The organism is Corynebacterium humireducens NBRC 106098 = DSM 45392, from assembly GCF_000819445.1.
GTDB classification, from domain to species: domain Bacteria; phylum Actinomycetota; class Actinomycetes; order Mycobacteriales; family Mycobacteriaceae; genus Corynebacterium; species Corynebacterium humireducens.
The window spans coordinates 1,163,408-1,175,186 of the sequence record NZ_CP005286.1; the positions used below are offsets into that span (position 1 = coordinate 1,163,408).

Annotated in this window: 11 protein-coding genes; 10 read left to right on the forward strand and 1 reads right to left on the reverse strand. The window is 68.9% G+C overall.

Annotated features, from left to right (window positions below):
- Positions 1 to 61 precede the first annotated feature (61 nt).
- The 4 genes from serA to B842_RS05840 all read left to right on the forward strand — a co-directional run bounded on the left by serA (position 62) and on the right by B842_RS05840 (position 3,950).
- A complete protein-coding gene (gene serA, locus B842_RS05825; RefSeq protein WP_373277274.1) occupies positions 62 to 1,651 on the forward strand; it encodes a phosphoglycerate dehydrogenase in 1,590 nt (529 codons plus the stop codon).
- A gap of 232 nt (positions 1,652 to 1,883) precedes the next feature.
- Positions 1,884 to 2,432 (forward strand): OsmC family protein, encoded by a 549-nt coding sequence (locus B842_RS05830; protein ID WP_040085681.1) that lies wholly within the window; start codon positions 1,884 to 1,886, stop codon positions 2,430 to 2,432.
- A gap of 2 nt (positions 2,433 to 2,434) precedes the next feature.
- A complete protein-coding gene (locus tag B842_RS05835; RefSeq protein ID WP_040085682.1) occupies positions 2,435 to 3,457 on the forward strand; it encodes an acyl-CoA dehydrogenase family protein in 1,023 nt (340 codons plus the stop codon).
- Position 3,458: 1 nt separating this feature from the next.
- On the forward strand, positions 3,459 to 3,950 hold the full coding sequence (locus tag B842_RS05840) for a flavin reductase family protein (RefSeq protein WP_040085683.1): 492 nt from the start codon (positions 3,459 to 3,461) through the stop codon (positions 3,948 to 3,950).
- Here the strand turns inward: B842_RS05840 and B842_RS05845 are convergent.
- Positions 3,947 to 5,071 (reverse strand): Gfo/Idh/MocA family protein, encoded by a 1,125-nt coding sequence (locus B842_RS05845; protein WP_040085684.1) that lies wholly within the window; start codon positions 5,069 to 5,071, stop codon positions 3,947 to 3,949. The two genes, B842_RS05840 and B842_RS05845, sit on opposite strands and share 4 nt — an antisense overlap.
- A 105-nt stretch (positions 5,072 to 5,176) precedes the next feature.
- On the opposite strand from B842_RS05845, the gene B842_RS05850 reads away from it, so the two are divergent.
- The 6 genes from B842_RS05850 to B842_RS05875 are packed head-to-tail and all read left to right on the forward strand — an operon-like array spanning position 5,177 to position 11,733.
- The gene (locus B842_RS05850; RefSeq protein ID WP_040085685.1) at positions 5,177 to 6,190 is read left to right on the forward strand and encodes a 3-isopropylmalate dehydrogenase; all 1,014 of its coding nucleotides are present in this window, start codon (positions 5,177 to 5,179) and stop codon (positions 6,188 to 6,190) included.
- 42 nt (positions 6,191 to 6,232) lie between these two features.
- Positions 6,233 to 7,738, forward strand: a complete 1,506-nt coding sequence (locus B842_RS05855) for a hypothetical protein (RefSeq protein ID WP_040085686.1) — start codon at positions 6,233 to 6,235, stop codon at positions 7,736 to 7,738.
- A 41-nt stretch (positions 7,739 to 7,779) separates the two neighbouring features.
- Positions 7,780 to 9,636, forward strand: coding sequence for a DUF294 nucleotidyltransferase-like domain-containing protein (locus B842_RS05860; protein WP_040085688.1), 1,857 nt, complete (start codon positions 7,780 to 7,782; stop codon positions 9,634 to 9,636).
- Complete coding sequence (locus B842_RS05865; protein WP_040085689.1) at positions 9,636 to 10,292, forward strand: exonuclease domain-containing protein; 657 nt, start codon at positions 9,636 to 9,638, stop codon at positions 10,290 to 10,292. The genes B842_RS05860 and B842_RS05865 overlap by 1 nt, the downstream gene beginning before the upstream one ends.
- A gap of 31 nt (positions 10,293 to 10,323) precedes the next feature.
- Positions 10,324 to 11,130 (forward strand): fumarylacetoacetate hydrolase family protein, encoded by an 807-nt coding sequence (locus B842_RS05870; RefSeq protein WP_040087377.1) that lies wholly within the window; start codon positions 10,324 to 10,326, stop codon positions 11,128 to 11,130.
- A 9-nt stretch (positions 11,131 to 11,139) separates the two neighbouring features.
- Positions 11,140 to 11,733: a class I SAM-dependent methyltransferase gene (locus B842_RS05875; protein ID WP_040085690.1), complete on the forward strand. Its 594-nt coding sequence runs from the start codon at positions 11,140 to 11,142 to the stop codon at positions 11,731 to 11,733.
- Positions 11,734 to 11,779 lie beyond the last annotated feature (46 nt).

An 11,779-nucleotide genomic window follows, 5' to 3' on the forward strand; every position in this document is an offset into this window, starting at 1 on the left:
GGTTCGGTCGGGTGCGCTGACCGGCCCCGGGGCCTCATTTTCAAATCAGGAGATATCACACGTGAGCAAGCCCGTCGTCCTCATCGCCGACAAACTGGCACCTTCCACCGTAGATGCGCTCGGAGACGCCGTGGAGGTGCGCTGGGTCGACGGCCCGAACACCCCGGAGCTGCTCGCCGCCGTCCCGGAGGCAGACGCACTGCTGGTCCGTTCCGCGACCACCGTCACCCGTGAGGTCCTCGAGGCCGCACCGAACCTGAAGATCGTCGGCCGCGCCGGCGTCGGCCTGGACAACGTCGACATCGACGCCGCCACCGAGCGTGGCGTCATGGTCGTCAACGCCCCGACCTCCAACATCCACTCCGCCTGCGAGCACGCCATCGCCCTGCTCATGGCCACCGTGCGCCAGATCCCGGCCGCCGACGCCACCCTGCGTGAGGGCGAGTGGAAGCGTTCCGCCTTCAAGGGCGTGGAGATCTTCGGCAAGACCATCGGCATCGTCGGCTTCGGCCACATCGGCCAGCTCTTCGCCCAGCGTCTGTCCGCCTTCGAGACCGAGATCATCGCCTACGACCCGTACGCGAACCCGACCCGCGCCGCCCAGCTCGGCGTCGAGCTGGTCGAGCTGGAGGAGCTGGTCTCCCGCGCCGACATCGTCACCATCCACCTTCCGAAGACCAAGGAGACGGCCGGCATGTTCAACGCCGAGCTGCTCGCCAAGTCCAAGAAGGGCCAGATCATCATCAACGCCGCCCGCGGTGGCCTCGTCGATGAGCAGGCACTGGCTGACGCCATCAAGTCCGGCCACATCTGGGGCGCCGGCTTCGACGTCTTCTCCACCGAGCCGTGCACCGACTCCCCGCTGTTCGGCCTGCCGGAGGTCGTCGTGACCCCGCACCTGGGTGCCTCCACCGAAGAGGCCCAGGACCGTGCCGGCACCGACGTCGCCGCCTCCGTCCTCAAGGCCCTGGCCGGCGAGTTCGTCCCGGACGCCGTGAACGTCTCCGGCGGCCGCGTCGGCGAGGAGGTCGCCCTGTGGTTGGACCTGACCCGCAAGCTGGGTCTGCTGGCCGGTCAGCTGCTGGACTCCGCCCCGGTCGACCTCGAGGTCGAGGCCCGCGGCGAGCTCTCCACCGAGGACGACCTGTCCGTGCTCGGCCTGTCCGCCGTCCGTGGCCTGTTCTCCGCCACCACCGACGAGCCGGTCACCTTCGTCAACGCCCCGCAGATCGCGGAGAGCCGTGGCCTGGACTACAAGGTCGACACCGCGACCGAGTCCACCACCCACCGTTCCTCCGTCGAGGTCAAGGTCATCGGTGCGGACGGCTCCTCCCGCTCCGTCGTCGGTGCCCTGACCGGCCTGGAGCGCGTCGAGAAGATCGTGCGCATCGACGAGCGCGGCCTGGACATGCGCGCCGAGGGTCGCAACCTCTTCCTCGAGTACACCGACGCCCCGGGCGCCCTGGGCAAGGTGGGCTCCCAGCTGGGCGACGCCGGCATCAACATCGAGGCCGCCGCCCTCACCCAGGCCACCAAGGGTGACGGCGCCATCCTGATCCTGCGTGTCGACGCAGAGATCCCGGAGGCACTGCAGAAGCAGATCGCCGAGTCCCTGGGTGCCACCAACGATATCCAGCTCAACCTGGACTAGTCTCCGGTCGCCCCGTCGACGGCGTGTCGCGTCGGTCCCTCGCGGATCGCGCGGCACGCCGTTCGCGTTTCTGCGGGAGGCAGTTTCATTCATGCCGCCTGACCGGGAAATGTGCAGGTAGACAGTATGGTTCATTCCAGGCGCGCCGTTAATAGACCGAACGGTATGGACTAACTAGACGGGGAAGTGTTGAATGGGTCAGGCAACGAACCGACTGATCCAGGAGTACCCCGTGTCCGACCTCACCCCGAACCACACCGCCGGCGAACCGCTCGAGCCCATCGACGCGCAGAAGCTCGCGGAGCTGGCGCAGAAGAACATCGACAACCCCGAGGGCGGCCGCAAGAAGATCCGCACCCGCACCGAGGCCGACGGCCTGTTCCGCAACTACACGCAGGTCCGCGACCTGGCCCCGGTGCTCGTCTCCGAGCCGCCGGCGCTGCTGGGCGACGACTCCGCCCCGAACCCCACCGAGATCGCCCAGGCCGGCCTGGCAGCCTGCATCTCCGTCGGTATCCAGGCCATCGCCACCCACCGCGGTGTCACCCTGACGAAGATCGCCGTCGACATCGAGTCGGACATCGACGTCTCCCCGACGTGGGGCGTCGGTGACCTCAGCGAGGACAAGCGCCCGGGCGTTTCCGATGTCCGCGTCAAGGTCGAGATCGAGGGGGACGCCGACCGCGGGACCCTGCAGAAGATCCACGACGACGCCATCCGCTGGTCCCCGGTGGTCAACACCTACACCCGTCCGGCCAACCTGACCTCCGAGCTGGTGTAGACATGACCACTGCACTTCTCGAGACCATCGCGGGCAACGCGAAGGCCGTCGACAACAACGAGATCCCGGCCCGCTACGGCATCGAACTGCTCGGCGCCCGGGAGGGCTTCCGTCGCACCACCCTCCTGGAGACCGCCCGTCAGCTCCGTGAGATCGCCGCCGTCGACCTCTCCGTCGCATTCGGCATCTGGGCGCACACCATGGTGATCACCTACCTGCGCACCGCCGACACCGACTACGTCCGCTACGTGCTCCCCGCCCTGGAGAACGGCACCCGCCCGGGCGTGACCGGCATGGCCCCGGCCTTCAAGGAGGCCGCCGGCGCCGGCACCATCGACCTCACCGCCACCCCGGGCGAGGACGGCTACCTGCTCAACGGCACGCTGGCCTGGGCCTCGAACCTGGCGGAGGACGCGGTCGTCGTCACCGCCGCCCGCACCCCGGCGGGGGAGCGCCTGCTCGTCGCCTTCGACGGCTGCGCCCCGGGTGTCACCCTCGGCACCCCCTTCGCGCTGCTGGGGCTGAACGCCACCTCCTCGGCCGGCATCACCCTGGAGAACGTCCCCGTGCCGCACGGCCAGGTCCTCTCGCGTGACTTCGACGCCTTCATCTCCGCGGTCCGCCCGACGTTCCTCATCCTCCAGACCTCCGAGTGCCTGGGTGTGGCGGATGCCGCGATCGACGCCGCCGCCACCCGTCTGACCGGCCTCAACGAGGTCCTCGCCGAGGATGTCGCCGAGGTCCGTGAGCGGGTCACCCACCTCATCCACACGCAGGAGCTCATCTGCGCGGTGCTGGACGACGACGCCGTCGTCGACCGCGTCAAGCTCCTCGAACTGCGCCTCGCCGCGGCCCGGGCGGCTGTTGACGCGACCGCACTGGAGGTCCGCCTCGCGGGAGGCGCCGGCTACGCCCAGAACTCCCCGGCCTCCCGCCGGTTCCGTGAGGCGGCGTTCATTCCGGTACAGTCGCCGTCCGAGACCCAGCTCAAGTGGGAGCTTCGCCGGGCGAAGCAGGAGGGATGACATGACAGTGGCCGATCTGACGGTGACCGGTGAGCAGCTGCGGGCAGCCGTGGGGACCTTCCCCTCAGGGGTGACCGTGGTGACCGCCCTGACCCCGTCCGGGGAGGACGTCGGTCTGACCGTCTCCGCGTTCTCCTCGCTCTCCCTGGAGCCGGCGATGGTCGTGTTCAGCGTCGACAACGCCTCCCAGTCCCTGCCGTACCTCACCGTGGGTCAGCCGCTGGGCATCTCCGTGCTCGCCGCGGACCAGGGTGCTCTCGCGTACCAGTTCTCGCGGCGCGGGGTCGACCGTTTCGACGGCGTCGGCACGCATCGCCGGGGGCGGGGGGTGGCCGTGCTCGACGGTGCCGCCGCCTGGTTCGCCGGGGAGATCGTCAACGCCTTCCCGGGCGGTGACCACACCATCCTCACCGTCGCGGTGCATGACTGCGGCACCCACGAGGACGCCCGCCCGCTGCTCTACCAGCGCGGACAGGTCCACGACTGGGTCTAACGGTCCTGCGGTTCCTGGTCGATGAGTTCGTCGTCGTCCGGGATCTCGTGCGCGGGGCGCGGCGGGATCGCCCGGACCTGGTCCCGGCTGAGCCCCGGTCCGAAGGACCGCGGCGGGAGGATGACCTCCGCGCCCGTGCGCAGTGACTCCTCGACGGCCGCGAACACCCGCACGTCCGCCAGTCCCTCCTCACCGTCGGGCTCGGGGCGGGTGCCGGAGCGGAGGCAGTCCACGAAGTAGCGGATCTCGCCCGCGAACTGGTCCATGGACTCCGCGGTGCGGGTCTTCGTGCCGCTTTCCGTGGTGACGGTGACGTTGCGCGGCGGTTCGGGGGCGTAGCCGTAGCAGGAATCCGACGTCATCGACCCCTCTGCGCCGACCAGCGTGAAGTTGTCGACATCATCGGCGGCGTAGCTCAGCGTGTACTGCGCGATACGGTCGTCGGGGAAGCGCAGCGTCACGCCGACGGTGTCGCGGAAGTTGAAGTCGCGGTCGTCGTTACGCGTGCCCAGCGCGTGGACACGCACCGGCTCGGCGCGGAACAGGTGCCGCGCCAGATTGAGGGGGTAGGCCCCGAAGTCGGGGACCGGCCCGCCCCAGAAGCCGCTGTGGCCGCGGTGGTTGTCCTCGTTGATGTCGTGGGTGAACACCGAGGTGAAGCTGCGGGTCTCGCCGATCTCGCCGCGCGCCACGCGGTCGACGAGCTCCAGCATGTAGGCGTCCTGGTGCATGCGGTAGGCCACCATGAGTGTAGCTCCGCCGCTTTCCGACGCTGCGATCATCGCCTCGCAGTCCTCCACGCTGGTGGCCATGGGTTTCTCCAGGAGGACGTGGACCCCGGCCCGCAGGGCGGGCTCGGCGAACTCGCGGTGACGGAAGACGGGGGTGGCGACGTAGACGGCGTCGACTGAGCCGTCGGCCAGCATCTGGTCGTAGTACTCGTAGTCATAGACGCGGACGTCGTCGCCGAGCGCGGCCGCCTTCTCCGGGGAACCGGTGACGGCGGCGACGAGCTCGACGTCGTCGAGACTGCGGAGCGCCGGGAGGAAGGCCTGCTGGGTGATCTGGCCGACACCGACGACAGCGAAACGGACAGGGGAGTCATATGCGTGTGTGCTCATGGCCCCAGGCTACGGACTCGAAACGTGCGGCGTTGAGCGCACGAGGGGAGGGGTGGGCTGATAGAATCGCCGCCAGTTCAGCAGGTGAGAAAGGAATCCCACAGAATGAAACTTGCAGTCATTGGCGGAGACGGCATCGGCCCGGAGGTCACCGAAGAGGCGCTCAAGGTCCTCCGCACCGTCCGCGACGACATCGAGACCACCGACTACGATCTCGGCGCACGTCGCTACCTGCGCAACGGTGAGCTGCTCACCGACGCCGACCTCGACTCCCTCCGCGAGCACGACGCCATCCTCCTCGGCGCCATCGGCGCCCCGGACACCGTCGCGCCGGGCGTCCTCGAGCGTGGCCTGCTGCTCAAGATGCGTTTCGCCCTCGACCACCACGTCAACCTGCGTCCCTCCAAGCTCTACGAGGGCGTCGAGTCCCCGCTGAAGAACCCGGGCGAGATCGACTTCGTCGTCGTCCGCGAGGGCACCGAGGGCGCCTACACCGGCAACGGCGGCGCCATCCGCGTGGGCACCCCGCACGAGGTCGCCAACGAGACCTCCGTCAACACCCGCTACGGCGCCGAGCGCGTCGTCCGCTACGCCTTCGAGCTGGCCATGACCCGCCGCAAGCACGTCACCCTGGTCCACAAGACCAACGTGCTCGTCCACGGCGGCGGCATGTGGCAGCGCACCGTCGACGAGGTCGCCACGGAGTACCCTGAGGTCACCGTCGACTACGCGCACATCGACGCCGCGACGATCTACATGATCACCGACCCCTCCCGCTTCGACGTCATCGTCACCGACAACCTCTTCGGCGACATCATCACCGATGAGGCCGGTGCCGTCTCCGGTGGCATCGGCCTCGCCGCCTCCGGCAACATCGACGCCACCCGCACCAACCCGTCCATGTTCGAGCCGGTCCACGGCTCCGCACCGGACATCGCCGGCCAGGGCATCGCCGACCCGACCGCCGCCATCCTCTCCGCCGCGATGCTGCTGCGTCACCTCGGTGACGAGGACAACGCCGCACGGATCGAGGCCGCGGTGGCCGAGGACGTCGCCAAGCGTGAGGGGCAGATCCGCACCACCGAGGTCGGCGACCGCATCGCCGCCGCCCTCAAGTAGTCTGTCGGCAGCAGACAGACGCCATATATATAAGGAGCATTCGTGAGGCGACGTACAGCACTACTGGCCCTGGCCACCACCCTGGCCATGGTCACCGGATGCTCCACCTCGGCGGACACCGGTGACGGGGACGACCGGAAGCCCGGCACCCCCGCCCTGGAGATGACCTCCTCCGAGGTCATCGCCGACGCCGCCGGCAACGGCGTCGACACCTCCGCCCGCCTCTTCGAGGAGGCGGAGACCGTCGTGGTCGCCGCCGACACCCCTGAGGACCAGGCCCGGGGCGCCCACCTGGCGATCGCCGGCGGCGTGCCCATGCTCACCGCCGGGGACCAGGCGGCCGTCGACGCCGAGATCGACCGCCTCGGCGCCTCCCGCGTCATCACCGTCGGTGGCGTCGGCACCCTCGCCGAGGGACCCGAGCTGGTGGCGGCCCCGCCGGCTGCCGTGCCCGCGTCGCTGAGCGCAGGCGTGGTGGCCTCCCTCGACAGGGACACCGCCGAGGGCATGGACGGCCTGACACACACGAAGCACCCGCTGGCCATGCCGGCGATGCTCGCCACCGACGCCACCTCGCTGGCCTCCATCGCCACCGCCCGCGCGGCCGGCGCCGAGGTCCACGTGCTGGCGCACCCGGACCCGCGCGTGACCTCCGAGTCGATGGCACTGGTCTCCGACCAGGACGTCCTCGCCCTCGGTGAGCAGTTCGGCAGCGGGGACCGCCTCGAGCGGGCCATCGAGCTTGCCGCCAACGGCGAACTGCCCGGCGGCGGCGGACTCCTGTTCCCGGGGCGCCGCATGGTCGCCTTCTACGGTCACCCCTGGGGCGGTGACCTCGGCGTCATGGGCGAGCAGCCCCCGGCCGAGGCCGTCGCCCGGGTGCAGGAGCACATCACCAGCTACCAGGCACTCGAGGAGCAGCCGGTCATCCCGGCCTTCGAGATTATCGTCACCGTCGCCTCCGCCTTCCCGGGCGAGGACGGCAAGTACACCAACGTCGGCGACCCGGCCGAGTTCACCGGCTACATCGACGCCATCACCGAGGCCGGCGGCTACGCCTTCCTCGACCTCCAGCCCGGGCAGGCCAGCTTCATCGAACAGGCCAGGGTCTACGAGGAGCTGCTCAAGCGCCCCAACGTCGGACTGGCCCTCGACCCCGAGTGGAACCTGCAGCCCGGGGAGCGCCCGCTCCAGCGCGTCGGCCACGCCGAGGCCGCGGAGATCAACGAGGTCGCTGACTGGCTGGCCGCTCTCGTCCGCGACAACAACCTGCCGCAGAAGGGCCTCATCGTCCACCAGTTCCAGATGCAGATGCTCCGCGACCGCGAGACCATCAACACGGACCACCCGGAACTCGCCTTCATCCTCCACGCCGACGGACACGGCGTGCCGGAGGAGAAGTTCGCCACCTGGGACACCGTCCGCCAGGGCCTCGACGACAACTGGTTCATGGCGTGGAAGAACTTCATCGACGAGGACAAGCCCACCTTCACCCCGCAGCAGACCTACGACATCGAGCCCCGCCCCTGGTTCGTTTCCTACCAGTAATCCACTGACGGGGAGGGCGTGGGCCACCTAGGGTTGTAGACATGACCGTCGAACTCGAAGAGGTCCGCAGTTTCCTCGCTGACCTCGAGCCTTTCACCCGCCTCCCCGTAGCGGAGCTGGACGCGCTGCCGGCGCGGATGACCATGGAGTACGTCCGCCGCGGCGAGGACATCATCCGCCTCGGTGCCCCCAACGACTTCCTCTACATCATCCGTTCCGGCGCGGTCGACGTCATCGACGACGAGGGCATCCTCCTCGACCGCCGCGATGACGGACGCAGCTTCGGCTACTCCACCCTCCTCGGCGAGCACACCTCCCGCTACACGATGACCGCCGTGGAGGACTCCCTCCTCCTGCTCCTCCCGCGGGAGGAGTTCGTGGCGCTCGGCGAGCGCAACCCGGACATCATGCGCTTCTACTCCTCCCAGTCGCGCCGTATCCGGGCGGCGGCCGAGGAACTGCGCGGCGACTCCTCCACGGACGTCCTGCGCACGAAGCTCCGGGAGTTCAAGATCCCCAACCCCGTGTCCATCGGCCCCACCGCCACCATCCGGGAGGCCGCGGAACTGATGGAGGAGCACAAGGTCTCCTCGCTGCTCATCACGGTCGGCGACCAGCTGGAGGGCATCGTCACGGACCGTGACCTGCGCGGCCGGGTCGTCGCCAAGGGGCTGGACATCACCCTGCCGATCACGGAGATCATGACCCCCCGCCCGCGGACCGTGAACTCCGAGACCCTCGCCTTCGAGGCGATGCTGATCATGGCGGAGATGCGCATCCACCACCTTCCGATCGTGGATGAGGGGCAGCTGACCGGCATCGTCACCACCGCCGACGTCATGCGTCTGCTGCGCCACGATCCTATCTACCTCACCGCAGAGTTCTCCCGCCGCAACTCCCCGGAGGAACTCAAGGACGCCTACTCCCAGGCCTCCGAGGTCGCCGTCCGCTTCATCGAGCGGGGCGCCTCCGCCGAGGAGACCTCCGGCATCATGACCATCGCCGCCGACTCCCTCGCCCGCCGCCTGCTCAAGCTCGGCGAGGAGAAGTTCGGCGCCCCGCCCGTGCCGTACACCTTCGTCGTGCTCGGCTCCCAGGGCCGCCGCGAGATGGGCCTGGCCTCCGACCAGGACAACGCCATGGTGCTGTCCGACGACTACGTCGAGGCCGAGCACGGGAAGTACTTCGCCGACCTCGCCGAGTACGTGTGCCAGGGCCTGCACACCGCAGGGCAGGTCCTCTGCCCGGGTGACATGATGGCCTCCAACCCAGAGTGGCGCATGACCCGGACGAAGTGGCTGGACACGTTCCGTCTCTGGGTGACCGCCCCGGAACCGGACGCCCTGCTCCACGCCCAGACCTTCTTCGACTTCCGCGGCATCCACGGCGACACCGAGCTCGCCGACGACGTCCACAACAACGCCGTCGGGATGGCACGCGGCGCCCGCCGCATGCACGCCCACCTGGCGGCGCTGGCCGCCCGTCGCGAACCGCCGTTGGGCTTCTTCCGCGGCCTCGTCGTGGACCGCTCCGGCGAGTACGCCAACACCCTCAACGTGAAGAAGGGGGGCACGGCGGGCATCGTCCAGATGGCGCGCCTGTTCGCACTGTCCAGCGGGGTGACGGCCCTGGGGACCCGGAACCGTCTCATGGAGGCCTCCGCCACCTCGGCGGTGTCCGAGAGGGGCGCGCTCGACCTGGTCGACGCCTTCGACTACCTCAACTCGATCACGCTGCGGCACCAGGCGACCCAGCTGCGGGAGAAGTCCGTCCCCGACTACAACATCGACCCCAACAAGCTGGGCAAGATGGACAGAGAGCACCTCCGCGACAGCTTCCAGATCATCAAGAGCATGCAGAACGCCCTGGCCACCAAGTACCTCGTGAGGAACATCTGATGTGGCCCTTCCGTTCCGACCCCGCCCGGAAGGCCACCGGTCCGCTCAAGGCCTTCTACGACGCCCCCGCCCCCGATGACCGTACCCCGCTCGAGGAGCTGCCGCTGCTGGCCGTCGACGTGGAGACGACCGGCATGGAGCCGACGAAGAACCAGCTGGTGTCCATCGGCTGGGTGCCGGTGAATGGCACGCGGGTGGACCTCGCCGGGGCTGGCTACGTCATCCTCCGCGGTTCGGAGGGGTTCAGCGTCGGCAGCTCCGCCACGATCCACCACCTCACCGACGACGAGATCGCCAGGGGCATGGACCACGCGGAGGCCGTGGGGCACCTCCTCGAGGCGCTCCGCGGGCGGGTGCTGCTCGCGCACTTCGCGGCGCTGGAGCAGGGGTTCCTGTCCCTGGCGTGCGAGAGGCACTTTGGGGCACCCCTGAAAGTGAAGACGGTGGACACCTTCGCCATCGAGAGACGCCACATGGAGCGCATGGGGACCTACCCCCGGGGTGAGGACCTCCGCCTGGCCCGCGTCCGCGCCCGTTACGGTCTGCCCTCCTACCGGAACCACAACGCGCTCACCGACGCCCTGGCGTGCGCCGAACAGTACCTCGCCCACCGCGCGACCCTCGCCGTCAACACCTTGAAGGACGTCATGAGTTAATAGGCCGGGGGTGGGATGTAGAGTGTTCCCCATGCGCTTTGGAAGAATCGCCCACCCTGAGGGCTTCAGTTTCGTCGTCATCGACGGTGAGGGCAGTGATGCCACTGACCTCGTCGCCAAGGAAATCAAGGACACCCCGTACACCGAGCCGGAGTACACCGGACGGGAGTGGCCGCTGGCGGACGTGCGTCTGCTGGCCCCGACCCTGCCGAGCAAGGTCGTGGCCATCGGCCGCAACTACGCCGACCACGTCGCCGAGGTGTTCAAGGAGTCCGCGGAGCACCTGCCGCCGACCCTGTTCCTCAAGCCGCCGACCGCCGTCATCGGCCCGGACGCCGCCATCAAGATCCCGGACTTCGCCACCAAGGTCGAGTTCGAGGGTGAGCTCGCCGTCGTCGTGGGCAAGGTCGCAAAGAACGTCAAGGCCGAGGACTGGAAGTCCGTCGTCCGTGGCTTCACCATCGTCAACGACGTCTCCTCCCGTGACCTGCAGTTCGCGGACGGCCAGTGGGCACGCGCCAAGGGCATCGACACCTTCTGCCCGCTCGGCCCGTGGATCGAGACCGACATCGACTCCTTCGACCTGGACAACCTCTCCATCAAGGCCCACCTCACCCACGACGGTGAGCGTCTGACCAAGCAGGACTCCAACTCCAACCAGATGATCATGAAGATGGGTCAGATCATCGAGTTCATCACCGCCTCCATGACCCTGCTGCCGGGCGACGTCATCTGCACCGGCTCCCCGGCCGGCACCGAGGCCATGCAGCCCGGTGACACCATCGAGGTCGAGATCGAGGGCCTGGGCATCCTGCGTAACCCGATCGAGCGGGCCTAGGGAGATCCTGTGGAGCACGGTCACGGCGGTCACCGGCACGGAGACTTCGACGAGTTCTACGCGGCCGGGCAGCGTTGGTCCGGTAACCCGAACGAGGCCCTGATCCGGGAGGTCGCCGACCTCGCGCCGGGTCGTGTCCTCGACATCGGCTGCGGCGAGGGCGCCGACGCGGTCTGGCTGGCGGAGCAGGGCTGGCAGGTCACCGCCATCGACACCGCGGAGATCGCGGTGGAGAGGGCGCGTGGGATGGCCGCGGAGCGCGGCGTCGACAAGCAGATCACCTTCGAGGTGGCGCCCCTGGCGGAGTGGCTGGACGAGTACATGGGGGAGAGCTTCGACCTCATCTGCGGCTTCTTCTTCCCGGCGCCGATGACCACCGAGCAGGCCCGTGAGCTGGCACGGATGCTGCGTCCGGCGGGCACGATGCTGTGGGTCGACCACGACTGGGAGGGCGAGCGTCCGGAGCGTATGAGCCCGGTGCAGATGGAGGCCCTGATCACCGACCTGGTGACCGACACCGCCATCACCCGCAGCGGCCGCAATGTCACCCAGGGTGCCGGTGCGCACCACCACGAGGACATCATCCTGCGCGTGCAGCGCTGACCTGCAGGCGGCAGAAAAGAGAGGATCCGTACGGCGACGTACGGAT

Excerpts from the sequence above, each read along its gene's own strand:
- B842_RS05860 (WP_040085688.1), top strand. The coding sequence starts at position 7,780 with ATGACCGTCGAACTCGAAGAGGTCCGCAGTTTCCTCGCTGACCTCGAG.
- B842_RS05835 (WP_040085682.1), top strand. The coding sequence starts at position 2,435 with ATGACCACTGCACTTCTCGAGACCATCGCGGGCAACGCGAAGGCCGTC.
- B842_RS05850 (WP_040085685.1), top strand. The coding sequence starts at position 5,177 with ATGAAACTTGCAGTCATTGGCGGAGACGGCATCGGCCCGGAGGTCACC.
- B842_RS05870 (WP_040087377.1), top strand. The coding sequence starts at position 10,324 with ATGCGCTTTGGAAGAATCGCCCACCCTGAGGGCTTCAGTTTCGTCGTC.
- B842_RS05840 (WP_040085683.1), top strand. The coding sequence starts at position 3,459 with ATGACAGTGGCCGATCTGACGGTGACCGGTGAGCAGCTGCGGGCAGCC.
- B842_RS05865 (WP_040085689.1), top strand. The coding sequence starts at position 9,636 with ATGTGGCCCTTCCGTTCCGACCCCGCCCGGAAGGCCACCGGTCCGCTC.
- B842_RS05845 (WP_040085684.1), bottom strand. The coding sequence starts at position 5,071 with ATGAGCACACACGCATATGACTCCCCTGTCCGTTTCGCTGTCGTCGGT.